Here is a 21,433-nt window from a genome sequence, read left to right as displayed (position 1 = left end):
GGGTGCGTGGTGTCAAGAAAACCGGGACTTCTGAACGTTTCTTGCGGATTGACGCCCGTTTGCGACCTGCGCCATGCTCGAACGGCGTGAGAGCGCTCTCCCAATCCTGCTGCGGAGAGGAAAGCTTCAATGAGGAAGCCTTTGTTCCACCTGGCCACGATCCTCGCACTGGCCGCCGGGGTGCTGAGCGTCCCCGGCGCGGCGCAGGGAGCACCGGTGCGCGTCGCCGAGTTCCTCGCGGAGTGCCCGATCAGCCACCGGCTCCCGGACGACCCGATCGTCCTGCCGAACCTGCCCGGTGCCTCCCACTCGCACGACTTCTTCGGCAACCGCTCGACCAACGCCCGCACCACCCAGCAGTCGCTGGAGGGCTCGACGGGCAACTGCAACCCGGCGGCGGACATCTCCTCCTACTGGGTGCCGACGCTCTACCGCGACAACACCGCGATCGCACCGACCGGCGTCACCTTCTACTACCTCGGCGAGGGCGTGAACAACCCGGCGGCGATCCAGCCGATGCCCTACGGGCTGAAGATCGTCGCGGGCAACGCGAAGGCCACCGGCGACGGCGACAGCAACGCGCGGTGGTCGTGCCTGCACGCCGGGCACGTGAACCCGTCCAAGAACTTCGTCGAATGCCCGTCCGGCACGATGCTGGAGACCTACCTGGACTTCCCGCAGTGCTGGAACGGCCGCGACCTCGACTCGTCCGACCACAAGTCGCACCTGTCGTACCCCGTCGCGGGCGGCTGCCCGTCCTCGCACCCGGTGCCGGTGCCGAAGCTGCGGATGGTGCTGCGCTACCCGGTGAACGGCACCACCTCGGGCCTGCGACTGGCCTCGGGCACCGGACAGACCATGCACGGCGACTTCTTCAACGTCTGGCCGCGTGCCGAGATGGAACGCCGTGTCCGCAACTGCATCAACGTGGTGATCAAATGCGACCACAACGGAAACCACGGGTGATCCTCTGCCTGCTGGCCGGCCTCCTCGCGGGCTGCCAGCAGGCACCTCCCCCCACCCCTGACACCCCGGTGAGCTCGGAAGCGCAGGGCGCGTTCGGCCAGACCGAACGCGCGTTCGTGGAGCTCTCGATCGGGACCAACGAACAGGTGCTGAAGCTGCTGGAGAACGGCGGCCCGGCCGAGATGGTGGCGCACCGCCGTGAGGAGCTGGAACGGTTGCGCGCGGTGCTGGACGTGCCGTACGTGAACAACCACGTCGGGCACGACATGCCGGGCATGCCGACCGACGCGGAGATCCAGCTGGCGGCGACCGACCCGCAGGCGCGTGACCAGTTCGTGCGCGCGCACCTGACGGAGTCGTTGAAGGTCCTGGAGAACGCGCGCGTGGACCTGAAGCACCCGCCGACGGTGGAGATCGTCGAGCTGATGGAACGCCACCGCACGGCGGAGCTGGCCGCCAGGTGAAACGCGTGACGCTGGAGGAGGTGGCGCGCGTCGCCGGGGTGTCGCGCGCCACCGCGTCGAGGGTTGTGAACGGCCTCGGCACGGTCGACGAGGCGCTGCGGCACGCGGTGCAGCGCGCCATCTCCAGCACCGGGTACCTGCCGAACATCGCGGCGCGCTCGCTGGTGACGCGGCGGGCCGACGCGATCGGGCTGGTGCTGCCCGACGAGCACCGGATGCTCGGCGACCCGCACCTGGCGAGCGTCGTGAGCGGCGTGACCCGCGTGGTGCGGCCGCTGGGCATCCACCTGGTGCTCATGATGACCGGGCCGGGGACGCGCGAGCAGGCGGTGAGCGACCTGCGCTGCGGCCGGTTGGACGGGGTGGTCCTCGTGCACACCGACCCGGCGGACCCGGTGCCCGGTCAGCTGATCGCGGCCGGGTTGCCGGTCGTGCTGGCCGGGCGGCCGTGGCAGCCGATGCCGATCACCTACGTCGACGTGGACCAGGCGGCGGGCGGTGCGCTGGCCGGCGAACGGCTGCTGGCGCTCGGCTGCCGGCGCATCGCCACGATCACCGGCCCGCAGGACATGCCCACGGGCCGGGACCGCGTGCGCGGCTTCCTCGACGTCGTGCCGGACGCGGTCGTGGTGCACGGTGACTTCACCAGGGAGTCCGGGATCGCCTCGACCGAGGAGCTGCTCGCCCGCTGCCCCGACGTCGACGGCGTGTTCGCCGGCTCCGACCTGATCGCGACCGGTGCGATCGCGGTCCTGCACCGCCACGGCCGCACGGTGCCCGGTGACGTGGCGGTGGTGGGGTTCGACGACAGCAGCGCGGCGCTGACGTGCGAGCCGGAGCTCACGACCGTCCGCCAGCCGATCGCCGACATGGCGCAGGAGATGGCCCGTCAGCTGCTGCGGCAGATCGCGAACCCCGCCACGCCCGTCACGTCGGTGGTGTTCGCGCCTTCGCTCGTCGTGCGGGCGAGCGGCTGACCGCTCACGCGCTCTTGGACCTGACCGGCATGTTCTTGGCGATCAGCCACGTCGCCGCGACCGCCAGCAGCCACGCGACCGCGGACGCGACGTGCCAGCCGGCGCCGAGCAGGCTCATCTCGTTGCGCAGGAACGGGAGCTCGCCGGAGCCGGGTATCCGCACCTTGGCCATGACCGCGAAGGCGATGCCGAACGGCAGTGCGACGAGGCCCGCCGGTCCGGACGTGTCGAACGCCGCGGCGAGGAGCATGCCGACCGCGCACCACACGAGGTACATCAGGAAGTAGGCGTACGGCAGCCCGCGGTCCCCCGCGGTCCAGTCCATCAGCGCGTAGACGCCGCCCTCGACGGCGAACCCGAGCCACGCGACCGCGGCCATCGCGGCCGCGAACACCACGCTGAACCCGGTCGCGGCGCCCAGCAGCTCCCGGCGGGTGCGGCCGTGCGCGACCGCGACGGGCAGCACGTTGTGGATCACGTGGACGCCGACGAAGAGCACGAACCAGGGCCCGACCTGACCGGCGGCCACCGACCACCCGCTGATCACGACGTCCTTGAAGAGCGACACGGCGAACGTGAGGGCGACGGTGAAGGCGAACACCCCGGCCGCGACGAGCGCGCTGAACCCGGCGAGCGACGTGGCCAGGTGGCGGAAGACCCTCACCGCAGCCCCCCGACCGGTTCGGTGAGGTGCACGAACAGGTCCTGCAACGCGATCGGCCCTAGCTCCAGCCCCAGCCGGCGGGCGTGGACGAGCTGCGCGTCGTCGAGCGTGCCGTAGACCATGACCGACTTGGTGCGCCCCAGCGACTTCTCGCTCAGCACGGTGAGCCCTGCGGTGAACGCGTCGACGTCGTCGGCGGTCCCGGTGACCTCGGTGCCGCGCGAGCGCAGGACGTCGGCCTCCTCCTGGAGCACGAGCCGGCCGTTGTCGATGATCAGGACCTCCTCCAGCAGGGAGGCCAGCTCCTCGATGAGGTGCGTGGAGATGACGATGGTGCGCGGGTGCCGCATGAAGTCCTGCAGCAGCGCGTCGTAGAAGGCGTACCGGGTCGGCGTGTCCATGCCGAGGTGCGACTCGTCGAGCATCGTCAGCGGTGAGCGGCTGGCGAGCCCGATCGTGACGCCGAGCGCGGACCGCTGCCCCAGCGACAGCTCGCCGACCTTGGTCTTGAGTGGCAGCCCGAAGAGCTCGACGAGCTCGCGGGCATAGGTGTCGTCCCACGTCTCGCGCCACGCCTTGCCGTACTCCAGCGCGTGGACGACCTTGTCGCCCTTGTCGGCGGCGTCGGTCGTGTGCCGGACCAGGCAGACGTTCCGCATCGCCCGCGCGTTCTCGAAGACCGGCGCACCGTCGAGCAGCACCGAGCCGACGGGCCTGCGGTAGCCGGCGAGAGCGGACATCAGGCTGGTCTTGCCGGAGCCGTTGCGCCCGAGCAGACCGTAGATCTTGTTGCCGGACAACGAGAAGCTCATGTCGTCCACAGCGGTGATGGTGCCGTAGCGGACCGTTAAACCCCGCACGTCGACCTGCATCACACTTCCCCCCTGTCGTGCTGCTCGATGCGCCGGATGACGTCGGCGAGCGGAATGCCGATGGCGCGCGCCTCGGCGACCATCGGGTCGACCACCTCGCCGAAGAAGGTCTCCCTGCCCTGTGCCCGCAGCATGTCGCGAGCCCGCGTGCTCACGAACATCCCGATCCCCCTCTTCTTGTAGAGCACCTTCTCGTCCACGAGCTGCTGGAACGCCTTGGCCGCGGTGGCCGGGTTGATCCGGTAGTAGGCGGCGTACTGGTTGGTCGACATGACCTGCTCGTCCGCCTTCAGCGCCCCGCTGACCACGTCCGCCTTGATCCGGTCGGCGATCTGCCGGTAGATCGGACTCCGGTCGTCGAACACGACTACTTCCCTGGTTCGTTACTCATGTAATGAACCATAGCACCGCCGAGGCACGCCGGTCACCCGGTCCGACTCATGACTGGGGTGGTGGCCTTCATGTCGATCACCGCGGGCGCGACAGCCGGGCGCCCCGCCTCCACAAGCATCTGCAAGTACCACCAACTCAACATCAACAGGCACTTTTCTACTACCAACAGCGCTTCCGGCCGCCCGCGAACCCCAGTCCTGGTTCGGCGAGCGGTGAACATGTTGGTGGTAGTCAGCGGCGATTTGATCAAGTGTTGGTGGTACTTGCAGATGCCGGAAGAGCAGGAGGGGGAGAGGGGCTAGCGGATTGAGAGGGGGCGCATGTCGGTCCAGTTCTCCTCGACGTAGGCCAGGCACGCCTCGCGGCTCTCCTCGCCGAAGACCTTCGTCCACCCGGCGGGCACCTCCGCGAACACCGGCCACAGCGAGTGCTGCTGCTCCTCGTTCACCAGCACGAAGAATCGGCCCTGCGGGTCCTCGAACGGGTTGGTCATGGCGTTGGTCCTCTCCGGTTCCACTGACGAGTTAGGTCACCCTAACTCACGGGCGCGGCCACCTTCGCCACAGCGTCCTGCCCGACCGCGGGCACGGCCTGCGTCCGCCGCAGGATCGAGTCGAGGATCTCCCCCGCCCGCACCGCGGTGTTGGACAGCAGCGACGACGTGATGCCGTGCGTGTGCTCGGTGCCGCCCTGCAGGTAGATCCCGCCCGTGACGCCGGCGTCGGTGACCACCCGGTAGTCCCTGGTGACCTTCAGCCGCCCGAGCTCGTCCCGCTCGCACCGGTCGCCGAGCTCCCCCAGCACCCGCACGGGGTCCGCCGGCCGGTACCCGGTCGCGTAGACGATCACGTCGGCGTCGACCGGCACACGCGCGCCGTCGGCCAGCGACTCGATCACGCACCGGCCGTCCGCGGTCACGTCCGTGAGCCGCGAGGTGTTGTGCAGCACCAGCCTTTGGCGGCCCAGCACCTTCTCCCGGTACACCCGCCGGTACAGCTCCTCGATCAGGTCCTGGTCCACGACGCCGTAGTTGGTGTTGGCGTGGTAGCCCATCAGCTTCTTCTTCACGCCCTCCGGCGCGCGGTAGAAGTCGTCCACCGCCGCGGGGTCGAAGATCCGGTTGGCGAACGGGCTGTCGTCCGCCGGGCTGTACCCGTACCGCGCGAACACCCCGTGCACCTCGGCGCCGGGGAACCGGTCGTGGAAGAACGCTACGGTCTCCGCCGCGCTCTGGCCCGCCCCGACCACGACGACGCGCCGCGGGTCCTCCAGCTCACCGACGCGGTGCAGCAGGTCGCGGTTGTGCCAGATCCGCTCCCCCGCCTCGACCCCCTCCGGCAGGTTCACCTCCAGCCCGGTCGCGAGCACGAGGTTGCGCGTGCGCGTGACCTGGCCCTTCGCGACGAGCTCGAACCCCTCGGCGCACGGTCGGACGTCGGTGACCTCGCTGCCGTACGACACCTGGTGCGCGACCCGTTCCGCCGCCCACTCGAAGTAGTCGTGGAACTCCTTGCGCAGCGGGAAGAGGTTCTTGTGGTTGACGAAGTCGACCAGCCGCCCGCGTTCCCGGAGGTAGCACAGGAAGCTGAACCCGCTCGTCGGGTTCCGCAGCGTCACCAGGTCCTTGAGGAACGACACCTGCATCGTCGCGTCGTCGAGCAGCATGCCCCGGTGCCACCCGAACCGCGGCTGCCTCTCGAAGAACCGCGCCAGCACCGGCCGCTCGTGCTCCTGCACCGCGATGGCGAGCGCGAGGTTGGACGGCCCGAGGCCGATCCCGGCCAGGTCTGTCACCGGTTCCATCGCGCGGTCCTCCCGTGGCCGGATCCCTGTGCGTCGCGGTTCTCGCACGCAAAGTGACCCTAACCTAACTAAGGCACGCCTTAGCTAGTGCTTTCGGACGTGATCTGCACCGCCCGGAGCTCCGCGATCAGGTCCCGGAACCACAGCGCGCTCTGCTTGAGCGTCCGCTCCTGGGTCTCGTAGTCGACCCGCACGATCCCGAACCGCTTCTCGTACCCGTAGGCCCACTCGAAGTTGTCCATCAGCGACCACGCGAAGTAGCCGCGCACGTCCGCACCGCCCCTGACCGCCTCGGCGACGGCGGCGACGTGCGTGCGGAAGTACTCGACCCGGTCGGCGTCGTCGACGAACCCGGACGGGTCGGCGGAGTCCTCGAACGCCGCGCCGTTCTCGGTGATCGCCATCGGCACCCCGTAGTCGCGGTGCAGCCGCAGGAGCAGCTCGGTGAACCGCTCCGGCACGATCTCCCAGCCCATGTGCGTCACCGGCCGCCCGGTCGGCACCACCTCGGGTGCGGCGGGGTCGTCGGTCGCCTTCACGACATGCGACGAGTAGTAGTTCACGCCGACCACGTCCAGCGGCGTCGAGATGACCTCCAGGTCGCCCTCGTGCACGGGCAGCGCGGCGCCGCGGGCGGCGATGTCGGCCAGCACGTCCTCGGGATACCGCCCGTGCACCAGCGGGTCCAGGTAGATGCGGGTGCCCAGGCCGTCGGCGCGGCGGGCGGCGTCCACGTCGCGCGGGTCGGCGGAGGCCGGGGTGGAGACGCCCAGGTTCAGCGTGATGCCGAGGTCGGTCACGCCGCGCGAGCGCAACGACCGCGCCGCGAGGCCGTGGCCCAGCAGCAGGTGGTGCACGGCGCGCATCGCGTCGGCGAAGTCCGTGCGACCGGGTGCGTGCCGGCCCACGTCGTAGCCGAGCATCGCCGAGCACCACGGCTCGTTCAGGGTCGTCCACGTGGAGACGCGGTCGCCCAGTGCGTCGTGCACCAGCTCCGCGTACTCGGCGAAGCGGTGGGCGGTGTCGCGTTCCGGCCACCCGCCCGCGTCCTCCAGCTCCTGCGGCAGGTCCCAGTGGTAGAGCGTCAGCCACGGTGCGACGCCCGCCTCCAGCAACGTGTCCACCAGGCGCGAGTAGAAGTCCATCCCCGCGGGGTTCACCGGGCCGCGACCGCCCGGCTGCACGCGCGGCCACGACACCGAGAAGCGGTACCGGTCGACGCCGAGCGAGGCGATCATCGCCACGTCGGCGGGCATGCGGTGGTAGTGGTCGCACGCCACGTCACCGTTCTCGCCGTTCACGACAGCGCCGGGCCGGCGGCAATATGTGTCCCAAATGGACGGTGTACGGCCGTCCTCGTCGTGCGCGCCCTCGATCTGGTACGCGGACGTCGCGACGCCCCAGTAGAAGTCGGCGGGCAGACCGGCGAGCTCAGACATGGACCTCCTCCAACCAGCACGCCACGCGGCGGCGCTCGTCCACGGCGGTCAGCCGCGGCATCTCGGCGCTGCACACGTCGAGCGCGGACGGGCAGCGCGGGTGGAACGGGCAGCCGGACGGCATCGACCTGAGGTCCGGCGGGGAGCCGGGGATGCCGCGCAGCTCGCGGCGCGGACCGCGCAGGGCCGGGAACGAGCCGAGCAGGCCCTGCGAGTACGGGTGGCGTGCGGCGCGGTAGATCTCCGCCGCCGGTGCCTCCTCGACCACGCGGCCGCCGTACATGATCGCGATGCGGTCGGAGAACTCGACGAGCAGCGAGATGTCGTGCGTGATGAAGATGATCGAGAAGCCCAGCGTCTCGCGCAGCCGCATCATCTGGCCGAGGATCTGCCGCTGCACCACCACGTCCAGCGCGGTCGTCGGCTCGTCCATGATGACGACCTCGGGTTCCAGCGCGAGCGCCATCGCGATCATCACGCGCTGGCGCATGCCACCGGAGAGCTGGTGCGGATAGGCGGTCAGCCGGTCGGCGGGGATGCCCACGAGCGACAGGAGCTCACGGCCGCGAGCGGTCCGCGCGGACCGGTCCATCGAGGGCCGGTGCGTGCGCAGCACGTCGTCGAGCTGCGCGCCGACCGAGATGACCGGGTTCAGTGCGTTCATGGCGCCCTGGAACACGATCGCGATCTCGTTCCAGCGCAGCTCCCGCAGCTGCCGGTCGGTGAGCGCCAGCAGGTCGTGGCCCTTGAACCGCACCTCGCCCGACGGCACCCGGCCGGGTGGTTGCAGCAGCCGGGTCGCGGCGTAGGCCAGGGTCGACTTGCCGGACCCCGACTCGCCGGCGAGGCCCAGCACCTCACCGGCGTTCAGGGTCAGCGAGACGTCGTGCACGGCCCGCAACGAGCCGTAGTCGACCGAGAGGTCGCGGATCTCCAGGACCGGGCTCATGCGCGCACCTTCCGCAGGCGGGGATTCGCGTACTCGTCGATCCCGAAGTTGATGAGTGCCAGCGCCGTGCCGAGCAGTGCGATGCACAGGCCGGCGGGGACGAACCACCACCACGCGCCCAGGCCGAGCGCCTGGTTCGACTGCGCCCAGAACAGGACCGTGCCCCAGTTCCAGGTCGACAGCGAGACGACGCCGACGAACGACAGCGTGATCTGCAGCATCACGGCGAAGATCACGGTGCCGACGAAGCCGGAGGCGATGACGGCCGTGAGGTTCGGCAGGACCTCGAACACGATGATCCGCCAGGTCCGCTCACCGGACGCGCGGGCGGCTTCCACGAAGTCCCTGCGGCGCAATGACATCGTCTGCGCCCGCAGCACCCGCGCACCCCACGCCCACGCGGTCAGCGAGATCACCGCCGCGATCAGCACGGTGTCCGCCGACGGCAGCATCGACGCCACGATGATGATCAGCGGCAGCGCCGGGATCACCAGGAAGACGTTGGACAGCATGGACAACGCCTCGTCGGCGGCGCCACCGAGGAACCCGGCGGTCACACCGACCACGATGGACAGGATCGTCGCGAGCACACCGCAGACGAGCCCGACGACCATCACGCCGCGGGTGCCGACGAGCACCTGCGAGAAGATGTCCTGCCCGGTCATCGTCGTGCCGAACCAGTGCGCGGCCGACGGCGGCGACAGCAGGTCGTTGCCCATCTCCGACGGGTCGTACGGCGCGATCCACTCGCCGACCACGGCGATCACGGCGAAGAACGCGAGGATGCCCAGTCCCAGGCGGGTCTTGAAGTTCATCTCGGCTCAGCCCTCCCGCCGGGTGCGCGGGTCCAGCAGCAGGTAGCCGACGTCCGCCAGCAGGTTCGCCACCAGCACCGCCAGGGTGATCACCAGGAACACGCCCTGCATCAACGGGTAGTCCTTCGCACCGATGCCCTGGAACAGCACGTAGCCGAGTCCCGGGTAGGAGAACACCATCTCGACCAGCAGCGCGCCGCCGACGATGAACCCGAGCGACAGCGCGAAGCCCGAGATCGACGGCAGGACGGCGTTGCGCGCCGCGTAGGCGAACATGATCCGCCGCTGCGACAGCCCCTTGGCCCGCGCGACCAGGACGTAGTCCTCGGCCGACACGGTGACCATCATGTTGCGCATCCCCAGGACCCAGCCGGCGACCGACGACACGACGATCGTGATGCCGGGCAGCACGGCGTGCTCCAGCACGCTTCCGACGAACTCCCACGACCACTCCGGCACGAGCCCCGCCGCGTAGCCGCCGGAGGCGGGCAGCAGCGGGAACGTCACCGAGAACACCGAGATCGCGATCAGCCCGAGCCAGAAGTACGGGATGGACGACAGGAACGTCGTCACCGGGATCAGCGAGTCGAGCCACGACCCGCGCTTCCAGCCCGCGTACACCCCGGCCAGGGTGCCGAGCACGAACGCGATGACCGTGGTGACGCCGACCAGCCCGAGCGTCCACGGCAGCGACTGCGACAGCACGTCGGCCACCGGCGTGGGGAAGAACGTGAACGACAGCCCGAGGTCACCGCGCAGCAGCGCGCCCCAGTAGTCGACGTACTGCTCCCACAGCGACTTCTTCTCGTCCAGCCCGAACAGGACGTACAGCGAGGCCATCGCGTCGCTGTTCAGCCGGCCGCCGAGCTTGGTGATCATCGCCTGCACCGGGTCGCCGGGCAGCAGCCGGGGCAGCAGGAAGTTCGCCGTGATCGCCGCCCACAGCGTGACCAGGTAGAACACGGCACGGCGCAGCAGGAACGTCATGCCGCCGCCTCCACGTACAGCCAGCAGGCCGCCCAGTGCCCGCGGGAGTCGACGTCCACCCGCGGTGGCGCGTCGGTCCAGCACCGGGCCTGCACCTTCGGGCAGCGCGCGGCGAACTGGCACCCTGCGGAGACCTCGGCGACGTCCTCGGCGGGCGCGTCGAGTGCGACGACGGCCCGGTCGGGGTCGGGCGCCGACTCGATCAGCAGCTGCGTGTACGGGTGCGCGGGCCGCTGCGTGACCGTCTCGCTGTCGCCGCCCTCGACGAGCTGCCCGCCGTACATCACGAACGTCTCGTCGGCGAAGTACCGCGCCGACGCGATGTCGTGCGTGATGTAGAGGATGGCCAGCTTGAGCCGTTCCTTGAGGTCCAGCAACAGGTTCAGCACCCCGAGCCGGATGGAGACGTCCAGCATGGACACCGGTTCGTCCGCGAGCAGCACCTCGGGGCTGGCGGCCAGCGCCCGCGCGATGGCGACGCGCTGGCGCTGGCCCCCCGACAGCTCGTGCGGGTACCGGGAGAGGAAGTCTGCGGGCAGGTGCACCCGCTCCATCAGCTCCTCCGGCGTCTCGGTCCGCTTGTGGATCTTCAGCGGCCGGACGAGGTGGTAGCGGATGGTGTGGACCGGGTTGAGCGAGGCGAACGGGTCCTGGAACACCATCTGCACCGAACGCCGGTACTCCCGGACCCGCCGCACCTGCCTGCCGTCCAGCAGGATCTCGCCGGACGTGGGTTCCACCAGCCGCGCCAGCAGCTTCGCCACCGTCGACTTGCCCGACCCCGACTCACCGACGAGGGCGGTCACGCGCCCGCGGCGCAGGACGAGGGAAACGTCCTGCACCGCGCGCACGCGCTTGTAGGTCTTGACCAGACCCCGTGCTTCCAGCGCGACCTCCTGAGTCATGACGCCGGCTGCAACTTCATGACGATCTGCAGGGCGTTGGGCAGCGTGGCCTGCGGCGGACCGTACGGGTCCTCCTCGGACGGCCAGCCGACCCAGCTCTTCGTGCTGTACTCCGCACCGATCGGACCGGCCGAGGTCGGGATCATCGGCACCTGCTCCACCATGATCTTCTGCAGCGTCGCCAGGCTCTTGGCACGGGCCGCGTCGTCCGTGGCGTTCGCGTACTCGGCCAGCGCGGCCGTGGCGTCGGGGTTGTTGTAGCGCCCGAAGTTCACCGCGGCGGTCTGGCCCAGCGCCTTGAGCTCCGCGCCGTCCATGATGTTCTGGTACATCTCGTACGGCGTCGCACCGGTGTTCGTCCACCGCAGCGAGCCCTGGAACTGGCCGTTCGCGAAGTCGGTGGTCCAGGCGTCCGCGGTCTGCGTGCGGACGGTCGCCTCGATGCCGATCTTCTTCAGGTCGCTCTTGATGATGTCGAGCACGGTCAGGTAGTCCGACCAGCCGGACGGGTTGGTGAGCTCAATCGTGACCGGCTTGCCACCGGGCGCCTTGAGCACGCCGCCGTCCAGCGTGAACCCGGCGGACGTGAGCTTCTGCTTGGCCTTGTCCACGTTGATCTCGAACCGGGCGTCCTTGTACTCCGGCGCGAGGAACGAGTCACCGGCGGGCAGCGGCATGCCGGTGGGCGACTCCAGCTTCGGGAACAGCCGCGCCTCACCGCGGACGAAGATCGCCTCGCGGTCGATCACGTCGCTCATCGCCGAGCGCAGCGCGGCGTTGTCGAACGGCGCCACGGTGTGGTTCAGCCACAGGCCGTGGATGCCGAGACCGGCCGGGAACCACAGCTTGTGGTTCTTCGGGTCCTTGTCGACGTAGAGCTTCTGGTAGTCCGGGATGAAGACGTACGACCACTGGCTCGCGCCCGAGGCCAGCGCCGTGGTCTGCGCGGTGTTGTCGTTGTAGGAGGTGTACTGGATCTGCGGGACCTTGGGCAGTTCCTGCCAGTACTCGGCGCGCCGCTCGATCGTGACGGTCTGCGAGGTGAACGACTTCAGCTTGTACGGGCCGGTGCCGACGGGGTCGGGGTTGGTGTAGGTCGTCGGGTCGGCGATCGTGCTCCAGATGTGCTGGGGCACGACCATCGCGCTGATGACCTTGTTGCGGGTCACGAACTGCGGGGTCGCGAACGTGACCTCGACCTTGCCGTCCGGCGTCGCCGTCGCGGTCTCGACCTTGAGCGAGTCGCGGTTGTTGAGCGCAGGGAACTTCTTCAGGATCTCGAACGAGAAGGCGACGTCGGCGGCCGTGAACGGCTTGCCGTCGGACCACTTCACGTTCTCCCGGAGCGTGAAGGAGACCTTCTTGTAGTTGTCGGTCCAGTCCCACTTGGTCGCGAGCCACGGCACGGGCTCCTGGGCCGGGCGCGTGTTGTTCACGAACGCCAGCGGCTCGTAGATCTGGTAGCGGTAGCCGAGCGAACCCGCCGCCGACGTGGGCAGGAACGGGTTGTGGTTCTCGGTCAGCGGCCCGTTGGGCATGCCCACCGTCAGTACTCCGGACGCCTTGGTGGTGCTGCCACCGGAGGAACACCCGGCCGCCGCGAGCGCCAGTGCCAGCGCGACGATGACTGTTCTGCGCATGGGGACTCTCCCGATACGAATGATGTGAGAGCGCTCTCTCACAGGCAGGCCGAAGACACCGGTCGCGTGCGGTGACCGGTGGGTTCGGTATTCGGATTTGTGTTCGCGTGCTTTTCTAGGGCGCGGATTCGCGCACGATCAACGAAGTCGGCAGCACCAGCGGGTGGTCGGGCATCGGCTGTCCTTCGAGCGTGGAGAGCAGCATCCGCGCGGCGGCGGCGCCCATCTCCTGGCCGGGCTGGCGGATCGTCGTCAGCCGGGGTTCGGTGTGGCCGGCGACCGGGACGTCGTCGAAGCCGACCACGGCCACGTCGTCCGGCACGACCCGGCCCGCCTCGCGCAACGCCCGCAGCACGCCGACCGCCGAGAGGTCGTTGTGCGCGAAGATCGCGTCGAACGGGATGCCGCTCGCGAGGAGCTTGTCGACGGCGACCTCGCCGCCCTCGGTGGTGAAGTCGCCGTCGACGATGAGGTCCGGGTGCAGCGTCAGGCCCGCTTCCGCCAAAGCGAGCCGGAACCCGTCCAGCCTCGCCTGGGTGCACCCGAAGTGCGGGGGCCCGGTGACGACGGCGAACCTGCGGCGGCCCGCCGCGACGAGATGCCGTGCGACATCCGCGCCTCCCTGCCGGTTCGTCGTCGTCACCGAGGGGAACTCCGGGTGCGAGCCGCGGTCGTCGATCATGACGACGGGCAGCCCGGCCCGGTAGAGCGTGGAGATGTAGTGCAGCGTGTCCGGCGGCTCGACCACGAGCAGGCCGTCGAAGGCGTTGGCGGACACGTGGTTCGCGAACTGGTTCAGCGACTCCGGCCCGCGGTTGATCGTGTAGAGCAGCAGCCCGTAGCCGTCGGCCTCCAGGGTGTCGACGATGCCCTGCAGCACCTCGCCCATCCACGGCCAGGTCAGCGACGGCGCGAGCATGCCGACCGTGCGGGTGCGGCCCCGCGCCAGCCCGACCGCACGGGCGCTGGGCACGTAACCGATCTCGTCGATGACCTTGCGGACGCGCTGCGCGGTGGAGGCGTCCACGTCGGGCTTGCCGTTCAGCACACGTGACACGGTCGCCTTGGACACCTGGGCGCGTTGGGCGACCTCAGCGATCGTGACACGCATGCCGAACTTCCTTCCGCCGCCTCTGGAACCGGTTCCGTAACCGGTTCCGCCGAGGTGTGACGCAGTCAACAGCCTCACGTGAGGATTAGTCAATAGTTCAGACGGAAGTTCGTGAGAGCGTTTCCACGCTCTCCGTGATCACCGCAGGTGACACTCCCGTCGCGTGGACGGAACCGGGACGTCCCGGTCTGCGCAATGCGTGCGGCAGCAACATTTTCCGGACGAATTCCGTTACGTCGAACGGCCCAGCAGCACGCCTCCGGATCATCGTGCACAATCGACGTCATGGGGGTTGTGACGGCGGTCAGCCGCAGCGAGGAGTACACGTTCACCAAGCCCGTCCGCGAGAGCATCACGCTCCTCGCCGGCCTTGGTGTCGAGGGCGACGTGCACCAGGGCGTGACGGTCAAGCACCGCTCGCGCGTCGCGCAGGACCCGACGCAGCCGAACCTGCGCCAGGTGCACCTCATGCACGAGGAGCTGTTCGACGAGCTGCGCGCCAAGGGTTACGCCATCGAGCCGGGCGCGATCGGCGAGAACGTCACCACCCGCGGCATCGACCTGCTCGGCCTGCCCACCGGCACGCTGCTCCACCTCGGGCCGGAGGCGGTCGTCGAGGTGACCGGCCTGCGCAACCCGTGCGTGCAGATCGACCGGTTCTCCACGGGGATGCTCAAGGAGGTCGTCGGCAAGGGCCCCGGCGGGAAGCTGGTCCGGCGCGCGGGGATCATGTCCGTGGTGCTGACCGGTGGCGTCGTGCGGCCGGGCGACGAGATCCGGGTCGAGCTGCCGGCGGAGCCGCACCGGCCGCTGGAGAAGGTCTGACCTGGTCCGTTTTCACCCGAACGAGCCAGTACCTTGTTTTGAAATCAACGCTTAGCGTCCCTGGCCATGACCGCGATCTACTCCACCGCGTACAGCCGGGACCTGGGTGACGAGCTCCGCCTCATACGGGAGTCGTCGACGTCGATGCACGGCCGCGCCATGGCGGCGCGGCTCGGCTGGGACCCGAGCAAGGTGTCCAACATCGAGCACGGCAAGGCGCACGCCAGCGAGATCGACATCGTCCAGTTCCTCAGCACGTGCGGCAAGGACATCGACTTCATCGAGGCCTTCCGGCAGCGCTACCGGCACGCCTTCGACCCGTACTTCGCGCAGATGCCCGAGAACCTGCGCACCCTTGCCATGACCGAGTCGCTGGCGACGAAGATCACCAGCTACGACCTCATCACCCCACCCGGCCTGCTCCAGACCCGGAACTACTCACGCGAACTTCTTGCCGGTGGTGAACCGCAGGAAGAGGTGGAGAGGTTCGTCGAGGCGCGAGGTGAACGACAGACGATCCTGCGGCGCGTTTCGCCTCCCCAGTGCGTGTTCTACGTCCACGAGATCGCTCTGCAGGCGCAACTCGGCAGTGCGCGGGACATGGAGGAGCAGTACCTCCGGCTGATGTTCAACACGCACATGGTGCGGCTGATCCCCGCGGACGTCCGGATCTCCGCCCTGGGGCCGGGCTGCGTGCTGTACGAGTTCGAGAAAGCTGCCCCGATCGTGTACAGCGAGACCAGCACCGCTCAGATCTTTGCGCAGGACGCAGCAGCAGTGAAGCGGAGCAGGCGTCTCTTCGAGCGACTGTCGGCCGTTGCCTTGGATGAGCAACAATCGAAGAGCAAGCTGATGGAGTACGTCAGTGGACTTCGAGAGGAACCTCATGGCTCAGGAACGGATCTGGCGTAAGAGTTCTCGCAGCGGCTCCAACGGCGCGGGCAACTGCGTCGAGGTCGCCCTGTCGCAGGACGCGCTGGTGCGGGACTCCAAGAACGCGGACGGCGAGGTGCTGGCGTTCTCCACGACCGCGTGGCGTTCGCTGGTCGGCTGGATCGCCTAGGCGTCACCGAGGTGGCCGTCGAGGATCACCGAGATCGTCCTCGGTGCCTCCACGACGGCCAGGTGCGCGGCGTCGCCGACGATGTAGAGGTCGGAGTTCGGCAGGTCCTCCGCGATCTGCCGCGCGCACTCCGGCGGCGTCTCCTGGTCGCGTGCCGCGGCGATCACCACGGTCGGAGCGTCGATCTTCGCGAGCTCCGGCCGCAGGTCCGCGTCCCGGACGGCCCGCGCGCACACGAGGTAGGAGGCGGTGTCGACCGCCAGCAGGTCCGTGCGGAAGCGCGTGACGGCGGCCGGGGAGAACGCCGGCGTGAACCAGCGCGAGACGACCGCGTCGGCGACCGCTGCCAGGCCCGACGAGCGGACGGCGCTGATCCGCTCGTCCCAGCCGGACTTGTCGGGCTGCCACGCGGACGTGCACACGAGCGCTAATCGGTCGATCCGGTCGGTGTTGGCGGCGAGCCACATGCCGAGCATGCCGCCGAGCGACACGCCGCAGTAGTGCACCCGGCGCAGCCCGAGGTGGTCCAGCAGCTCGACCACCCCGGACGCGAGCGACTCGACCGTGGCGTGCTCGGCGGGTGCGCTGCCGCCGTGGCCGGGGAGGTCGAAGCGCAGCAGCCGGAACGGGAGCGGGAAGTCGTTCCACAGGGCGGTGGTGGTGCCGGGAGCGTTGCCGAGGACCAGCACCGGGGCGTCCTCGTGGCCGCTCAGCGTGAAGTGCGGAATCATGCCCCTCGCCTCCTCTTCGCCGGGATGATGCGCCGGTCCGCCGGCCTGCCGCAACTCCGCTCCACTTCGGACGTTCCACCGGTCGGGCGCCGCCGTCCGCGTGACGGGAGATACCCGTGGGCCGGTGATCGAGAACAGGATGCGCAGGTCCGCACCGCCCGTCCCGCACGGTGGGCCGCCGTCTGCCGAAACCACCGGGCTGGCCCCCGCCGAAACGGTGTTACGGGTAGCAGAATGAAGCGTTGCCCACGCCACCGAAGCCCTCAGGTTGCTGATGAACTCCATTGCTCCGTTCGCACACGAGGCCCTGTTCTACCGGGATGAGGACGAGTTCCTCGTCAGCACGGCCAGATTCGTGGCAGACGGGGTCGACAGCGGCGAGCCGGTGCTGGTGGCCGTGCCGGAGCGCAAGATCGCGCTGTTGCGGGCGCGGCTGGCCGAGCGGGCCGACCAGGTGCACTTCATCGACATGACCGAGGCGGGCCGCAACCCCGGCCGGATCATCCCCGGTGTGCTGATGGCGTTCAGCGCGTCGGCGCCGCAGCGCCGCGTCCGGATGGTCGGCGAGCCGATGTGGCCGGGTCGCAGCGACCTCGAATATCCGGCGTGCATCCAGCACGAGGCGCTCGTCAACACGGCGTTCGAAGGGCGCCAGGGCGTCATTTTGTGCCCGTACAACGCCGGTTCGCTGCCGGAGCACGTGCTGGCGGACGCGCGCAGGACGCATCCGGTGGTGATCGACGGGTCGCGGCGGGTCGCGTCCGAGTCGTACACGGACCCGGCGGGGCTGTCGGAGGTCTACAACGTGCCACTGCCGCCGCCGCCCGCGACGGCCGAGGAGCACGCGTTCTCCGTCGGGACGCTGGCGCACGTGCGCAAGCTCGTGTCCACGTACGCGCAGTGGTTGCGCCGCGAACAGGTTGACGACCTGGTGCTCGCGGTGAACGAGCTGGCCACGAACAGCATCCTGCACGCGTCCGGGCGGGGCGTGCTGCGGTTCTGGCGCGAGGGCGACACGGCGGTGTGCGAGGTGAGCGACTCCGGAACCGGCTTCCCGCCGTCGTTCACGGGCCTGTCGGGCTTCGGGATCGTGATGGTGAACCTGCTGTGTGACCTGGTTCGCACTCACACGAGTCACAGCGGCACCACCGTTCGGGTGTACTTGGGGCGGTAGGGAGTCGCCGCCATCTCATCGCAATGCGCAGGACACGCGGACCTGTTTTCCTTGCACACCTATGACCGACCACCTCTCCCCCCTCGACGTCGCCTTCCTCGCCATGGAGGGCAACAGCAATCCGCTGCACCTCGGCGCGGTGGCCACGTTCACGCCCACTAACCTCGTGCACCCGGCGCGCATCGCCGCCGTGCTCTGCGAACGCGCCGCGGAAGTCCCCCGCCTGCGCGCCCGCGCCCGCACCGGCCTGCTCGGCGGCGCGCGCTGGGTGGAGGATCCCGGTTTCGCGGCTGAAGATCACGTGTTCACGCACCACGTCCGTGGCCGCGACCGCTTCGCCACGCTGATCTCGCACCTGATGGCCCAGCCGCTCGACCTGGCGCGCCCGCCGTGGGAGCTGCACGTGGTCACGGGCCTGGCCGGCGGCCGGTTCGCGGTGTTCGCGAAGCTGCACCACTCGTTGTGCGACGGCATGAAGGCGGTCGGCCTGGGCCTGCGCCTGTTCGACGCGTCCCGACTGTCCATTCCGGATGCAGCGGAACCGGCGCCGCGCCCGCTGTTCCCGTCGCTGCCGTCGTTGCGGGACATCAGGGACACCCTGGACATCGCGTCCGCCGTGCTGCAGAACACCCGCCCGCCGACGCTGAACTCGCCGGTGCTCACCTCGTCCACGCGCCCGCGCCGGGTGGTCATGTCGCGTGTGGACCTCACCGACGTGCACCGCATCCGCCGCGCGCACGGCGGCACGGTGAACGACGTGCTGCTGGCCCTGGTGACCGGTGCGCTGCGCCACTGGCTGACCGCGCACGACGCGGCCGGCCCGACCGCCGCGGTGCGCGCGCTGATCCCGGTGAACCAGCGCACGCGCTCCGGTGACGGCGCGGCCGGCAACTCGATCTCCGGTTTCCTGGTGTCCCTGCCGGTCGGCGAACCGGACCCGCTGGAACGCCTGCGCTCGGTGCGCACCCAGATGGAGTCCGCCAAGGCCGCCGGCCCCGACCGCGGCGCAGGCGCCCTCCCGCTGCTCGCCGACAAGGTCCCCGCCCTGCTGCACCGCCTGGCCGCCCCGGTAGCCGCGCGCTGCGCACCCCTGCTGTTCGACACGCTGGTCACCTCGGTCCCCCTGCCGTCCGTGCCGCTGTCGCTGGACGGCGCCGCACTGGCCGAGATGTACCCGGTCGCACCCGTCGCCCCAGGTCACGCGGTCGGGGTGGCGCTGTCGGTGTACCGGTCGTCGGTGCACGTCTGCCTGCACACGAACCAGTCGTGGATGTCGGACCCGCAGTGGCTCGACGGGGTGCTGCGGCGCGAGCTGGCGGCGTTGAGCGGAACCCGTTCGCTGGTGGGCTCGGTGCGCTGAGGTCTCACCCGACCGGGTGAAGCTCGTCCGGATTCACGCTGGGGCCCGTCTGGTAGATGTCCGAAACAGACCACCTCGCGCGCCCCGCAAAACGGAAACGCGGGAAGGAGGGCCCACGGGAGTTTGCTCCGACGAGGACACGGGCAGCCCACGCCCATGAGCAACACCCTGGTCCTCGACGTGGACGGAACCCTGGTCGACACCAACTACCACCACACCGTGGCGTGGCTGCGCGCGTTCCGCAGCATCGACCTGACGGTGCCGGCCTGGCGCGTGCACCGCGCGATCGGCATGGGCGGCGACCGCATGGTGGCCGCGGTGGCCGGCGACCACGTGGAAGAACAGCACGGCGACACCCTCCGCACGACCTGGGAACGCTACTTCGACGAGCTGATCGACGAGATCCAGCCCTTCGAAGGCGCCCACCGCCTGATCCACGCCGCCACCGACATGGGCCTGTCCGTCGTGCTGGCGAGCTCCGGCAAGAGCAAGCACATCGAGCACTACCTGAAACTCCTCGACCCCGGCGACGTCGCCTGGACCACCTCCGACGACGTCGACGCCAGCAAACCCGCCCCCGACATCATCCAAGCCGCCCTCCGCGAGGCGAAGGGCAACCGAGCGGTGATGATCGGCGACTCGGTCTGGGACTGCGAAGCCGCCCGCCGCGCGGGCCTGCCGTCCATCGGCATGCTGACGGGTGGGGTGAGCGAGGACGAGCTGATCGACAGCGGGGCGTCGGCGGTGTACCCGGACCTGGACACGGTTCGCGGGGAGCTGGCGGATCTGCCGTTCGGGGAGGTGGACGAGTCGGCCAGCTGATGGGCTGGGTGGCGGCGAACGGCGGTTGAGCCGGGGCGGCTGGGGTGGAGCTGCGGCGACCGTTGGGGTGCGCCGAATGCCGCGGCGGCTGTTGAAGCGAACAGAGCCGAGCCACTCCGAGCCAGAACCGTGCCAAGCGCGACCAGCCGACGCCCTAAGGCTTCTGCCCCTGCGTGGGCCGGGGCTTCGAAGTGGTCGCCGCCCGCTCCTTGCTCCGCCGAGTCGTGTCCGTCTCCTCCGCCACGACGACCTCACTGGTGGGCACGACGTCCGTGGTGGTCACCTCAGGTGGCACCACCCCGGGCGCCGAAGACCCGCTCGGCCCCGCACTCCCCGACTGCCCGGTGGGACGGACCACCCCGGGTTGGCCGGATTCCGCCGTGTGCACCACGGTCACCGTCGACGCTGAAACGGTCACGACCTGCGTGGACGGGTCGGGTGCCACCTGCGGTGCCGCCGGGGCGTTGTCGCCGCCACCGGCCAGCGCGAACACCACGGCCGCGACACCGACGGCCCCGACGGCGAACGCGGCGGCGGCGGTCAGGGCCCAGCGGCGGGAGCGGGTGGGTGGGGTGGGGGTGTCGTGGGCGGCCACCGGTGCGGTGGGCAGGAGGGCGGGTACGCCGCGGCTGGCCTCGTGGGCGGCTTCCAGTGCGGTGCGGCACTCGGCCGCGGTGGGGCGGCGGGACGGGTCGGAGGCGGTCATCGCCGTCAGCAGCGAGATCCAGGACACCGGCAGGTCGACGGGGACGCGGGGTGGGCGGGCGAGGCGGGCGAGGGCGGCCTCCGCGTCGCCGCCGGGGTACTCGGCGCGGCCGGTCAGGCATTCGAGCAGGACCAGGCCGAGGGAGTAGATGTCGGCCTTCGGGCCCACCTCGGCGCCGCGGACCTGTTCGGGGGCCAGGTAGCCGGCGGTGCCGACGAGGATGCCGGAGGAGGTGACCCTGGTGAGCTCCGGCAGGAGGGCCAAGCCGAAGTCGGCGAGGTAGGCCTGCTTCTCGGCGTCGTCGAGGAGGATGTTCGACGGCTTCACGTCGCGGTGCACGACGCCGAGGCCGTGGACGTGGTCGAGGACCGCCGCGACCTGGCCGCCGATGCGGGCGATGAGGCGCGGGGGCAGGGGTTCGCGCATGCGCTGGCGCAGGGTGCCGCCGGAGATCTCGCGCATCACGAAGTATGGGCGGCGGGCGACCTTGCCGGAGCTGTACACGGGGATGATGCCGGGGCACTCGACGGAGGCGAGCATCGTCGCCTCGCGCTGCAGGCGGATCTCGTCGTCGGGCAGGCCGGGGCCGGAGAACACCTTGATGGCGACCGAGCTCGTGGTCGAGCGGTCGTAGGCGCGGTAGACCTCGGCCATGCCGCCGGAACCGAGCAGCGAACCGACGACGAAGCGGTCGTCGATCACCGACCCGGTCAGGTCGCCGTCCCACGGCTCGTTCATGCGCCTCCGCTCATCGCGCAGCAACCTAA

General features: G+C 69.9%; 23 protein-coding genes. 9 read left to right on the top strand and 14 right to left on the bottom strand.

Going from position 1 to position 21,433, the window contains the following annotated elements; translation table 11 throughout:
- Positions 1-129: 129 nt before the first annotated feature.
- Genes ACZ7CH_RS22650 through ACZ7CH_RS22640 form a run of 3 tightly spaced genes read left to right on the top strand, consistent with a single transcriptional unit; the run spans position 130 to position 2,407 of the window.
- Positions 130-966, top strand: a complete 837-nt coding sequence (locus tag ACZ7CH_RS22650) for a DUF1996 domain-containing protein (protein ID WP_458431288.1) — start codon at positions 130-132, stop codon at positions 964-966.
- Positions 963-1,430, top strand: a complete 468-nt coding sequence (locus tag ACZ7CH_RS22645) for a hypothetical protein (protein ID WP_458431287.1) — start codon at positions 963-965, stop codon at positions 1,428-1,430. Before ACZ7CH_RS22650 ends, ACZ7CH_RS22645 begins: the two co-directional genes overlap by 4 nt.
- A gap of 5 nt (positions 1,431-1,435) precedes the next feature.
- On the top strand, positions 1,436-2,407 hold the full coding sequence (locus ACZ7CH_RS22640) for a LacI family DNA-binding transcriptional regulator (protein ID WP_360396212.1): 972 nt from the start codon (positions 1,436-1,438) through the stop codon (positions 2,405-2,407).
- Positions 2,408-2,411: 4 nt separating this feature from the next.
- Here ACZ7CH_RS22640 and ACZ7CH_RS22635 read toward each other — a convergent pair whose 3' ends face one another.
- The 12 genes from ACZ7CH_RS22635 to ACZ7CH_RS22580 form a co-directional block, all read right to left on the bottom strand.
- Positions 2,412-3,071 carry a hypothetical protein gene (locus tag ACZ7CH_RS22635; RefSeq protein ID WP_470374772.1) on the bottom strand — a complete coding sequence of 220 codons (660 nt, stop codon included), beginning with the start codon at positions 3,069-3,071 and terminating at the stop codon, positions 2,412-2,414.
- Entirely contained in the window at positions 3,068-3,943 is an 876-nt protein-coding gene (locus tag ACZ7CH_RS22630; protein ID WP_470374771.1) for an ATP-binding cassette domain-containing protein, read from the bottom strand. The genes ACZ7CH_RS22635 and ACZ7CH_RS22630 overlap by 4 nt, the downstream gene beginning before the upstream one ends.
- The gene (locus ACZ7CH_RS22625; RefSeq protein ID WP_458431283.1) at positions 3,943-4,308 is read right to left on the bottom strand and encodes a GntR family transcriptional regulator; all 366 of its coding nucleotides are present in this window, start codon (positions 4,306-4,308) and stop codon (positions 3,943-3,945) included. Before ACZ7CH_RS22625 ends, ACZ7CH_RS22630 begins: the two co-directional genes overlap by 1 nt.
- Before the next feature lie 326 nt (positions 4,309-4,634).
- Positions 4,635-4,829: an MbtH family protein gene (locus ACZ7CH_RS22620; protein ID WP_458431281.1), complete on the bottom strand. Its 195-nt coding sequence runs from the start codon at positions 4,827-4,829 to the stop codon at positions 4,635-4,637.
- Positions 4,830-4,870: 41 nt separating this feature from the next.
- A complete protein-coding gene (locus ACZ7CH_RS22615; RefSeq protein WP_470374770.1) occupies positions 4,871-6,139 on the bottom strand; it encodes a lysine N(6)-hydroxylase/L-ornithine N(5)-oxygenase family protein in 1,269 nt (422 codons plus the stop codon).
- Positions 6,140-6,219: 80 nt separating this feature from the next.
- A complete protein-coding gene (locus ACZ7CH_RS22610; protein WP_470374769.1) occupies positions 6,220-7,578 on the bottom strand; it encodes a GH1 family beta-glucosidase in 1,359 nt (452 codons plus the stop codon).
- Entirely contained in the window at positions 7,571-8,527 is a 957-nt protein-coding gene (locus ACZ7CH_RS22605; protein WP_470374768.1) for an ABC transporter ATP-binding protein, read from the bottom strand. The genes ACZ7CH_RS22610 and ACZ7CH_RS22605 overlap by 8 nt, the downstream gene beginning before the upstream one ends.
- The gene (locus ACZ7CH_RS22600) at positions 8,524-9,342 is read right to left on the bottom strand and encodes an ABC transporter permease (protein WP_360396198.1); all 819 of its coding nucleotides are present in this window, start codon (positions 9,340-9,342) and stop codon (positions 8,524-8,526) included. The genes ACZ7CH_RS22605 and ACZ7CH_RS22600 overlap by 4 nt, the downstream gene beginning before the upstream one ends.
- Before the next feature lie 6 nt (positions 9,343-9,348).
- Positions 9,349-10,329 (bottom strand): ABC transporter permease, encoded by a 981-nt coding sequence (locus ACZ7CH_RS22595; protein ID WP_360396197.1) that lies wholly within the window; start codon positions 10,327-10,329, stop codon positions 9,349-9,351.
- Positions 10,326-11,234 carry an ABC transporter ATP-binding protein gene (locus ACZ7CH_RS22590; protein WP_458431274.1) on the bottom strand — a complete coding sequence of 303 codons (909 nt, stop codon included), beginning with the start codon at positions 11,232-11,234 and terminating at the stop codon, positions 10,326-10,328. The genes ACZ7CH_RS22595 and ACZ7CH_RS22590 overlap by 4 nt, the downstream gene beginning before the upstream one ends.
- The gene (locus ACZ7CH_RS22585) at positions 11,231-12,874 is read right to left on the bottom strand and encodes an ABC transporter substrate-binding protein (protein ID WP_470374767.1); all 1,644 of its coding nucleotides are present in this window, start codon (positions 12,872-12,874) and stop codon (positions 11,231-11,233) included. Before ACZ7CH_RS22585 ends, ACZ7CH_RS22590 begins: the two co-directional genes overlap by 4 nt.
- Before the next feature lie 115 nt (positions 12,875-12,989).
- On the bottom strand, positions 12,990-13,985 hold the full coding sequence (locus ACZ7CH_RS22580) for a LacI family DNA-binding transcriptional regulator (protein WP_360396193.1): 996 nt from the start codon (positions 13,983-13,985) through the stop codon (positions 12,990-12,992).
- Positions 13,986-14,270: 285 nt separating this feature from the next.
- Between ACZ7CH_RS22580 and ACZ7CH_RS22575 the strand changes: the two genes are divergently transcribed.
- The 3 genes from ACZ7CH_RS22575 to ACZ7CH_RS22565 all read left to right on the top strand — a co-directional run bounded on the left by ACZ7CH_RS22575 (position 14,271) and on the right by ACZ7CH_RS22565 (position 15,873).
- Positions 14,271-14,810: an MOSC domain-containing protein gene (locus tag ACZ7CH_RS22575; RefSeq protein WP_360396192.1), complete on the top strand. Its 540-nt coding sequence runs from the start codon at positions 14,271-14,273 to the stop codon at positions 14,808-14,810.
- Between the two features lie 66 nt (positions 14,811-14,876).
- Positions 14,877-15,722, top strand: a complete 846-nt coding sequence (locus ACZ7CH_RS22570; protein ID WP_470374766.1) for a helix-turn-helix domain-containing protein — start codon at positions 14,877-14,879, stop codon at positions 15,720-15,722.
- Positions 15,697-15,873 (top strand): DUF397 domain-containing protein, encoded by a 177-nt coding sequence (locus ACZ7CH_RS22565; protein ID WP_458431271.1) that lies wholly within the window; start codon positions 15,697-15,699, stop codon positions 15,871-15,873. The genes ACZ7CH_RS22570 and ACZ7CH_RS22565 overlap by 26 nt, the downstream gene beginning before the upstream one ends.
- Here ACZ7CH_RS22565 and ACZ7CH_RS22560 read toward each other — a convergent pair.
- Complete coding sequence (locus ACZ7CH_RS22560; protein WP_470374765.1) at positions 15,870-16,604, bottom strand: alpha/beta fold hydrolase; 735 nt, start codon at positions 16,602-16,604, stop codon at positions 15,870-15,872. The genes ACZ7CH_RS22565 and ACZ7CH_RS22560 overlap by 4 nt on opposite strands.
- A gap of 274 nt (positions 16,605-16,878) precedes the next feature.
- On the opposite strand from ACZ7CH_RS22560, the gene ACZ7CH_RS22555 reads away from it, so the two are divergent.
- The 3 genes from ACZ7CH_RS22555 to ACZ7CH_RS22545 all read left to right on the top strand — a co-directional run bounded on the left by ACZ7CH_RS22555 (position 16,879) and on the right by ACZ7CH_RS22545 (position 19,960).
- Positions 16,879-17,778 (top strand): anti-sigma factor RsbA family regulatory protein, encoded by a 900-nt coding sequence (locus ACZ7CH_RS22555; RefSeq protein ID WP_470374764.1) that lies wholly within the window; start codon positions 16,879-16,881, stop codon positions 17,776-17,778.
- Between the two features lie 61 nt (positions 17,779-17,839).
- On the top strand, positions 17,840-19,138 hold the full coding sequence (locus ACZ7CH_RS22550) for a wax ester/triacylglycerol synthase family O-acyltransferase (protein ID WP_470374763.1): 1,299 nt from the start codon (positions 17,840-17,842) through the stop codon (positions 19,136-19,138).
- A gap of 156 nt (positions 19,139-19,294) precedes the next feature.
- Positions 19,295-19,960: an HAD family hydrolase gene (locus ACZ7CH_RS22545; protein WP_470374762.1), complete on the top strand. Its 666-nt coding sequence runs from the start codon at positions 19,295-19,297 to the stop codon at positions 19,958-19,960.
- Positions 19,961-20,114: 154 nt separating this feature from the next.
- On the opposite strand, the gene ACZ7CH_RS22540 is transcribed toward ACZ7CH_RS22545, so the two are convergent.
- Positions 20,115-21,404, bottom strand: coding sequence for a serine/threonine-protein kinase (locus ACZ7CH_RS22540; protein ID WP_470374761.1), 1,290 nt, complete (start codon positions 21,402-21,404; stop codon positions 20,115-20,117).
- Between the last annotated feature and the right edge of the window lie 29 nt (positions 21,405-21,433).

The organism is Lentzea sp. NPDC037011 (genome assembly GCF_055607425.1).
The sequence above is the reverse complement of the archived record's forward strand: the minus strand, read 5'-3'. Positions and strand labels throughout refer to the sequence as shown.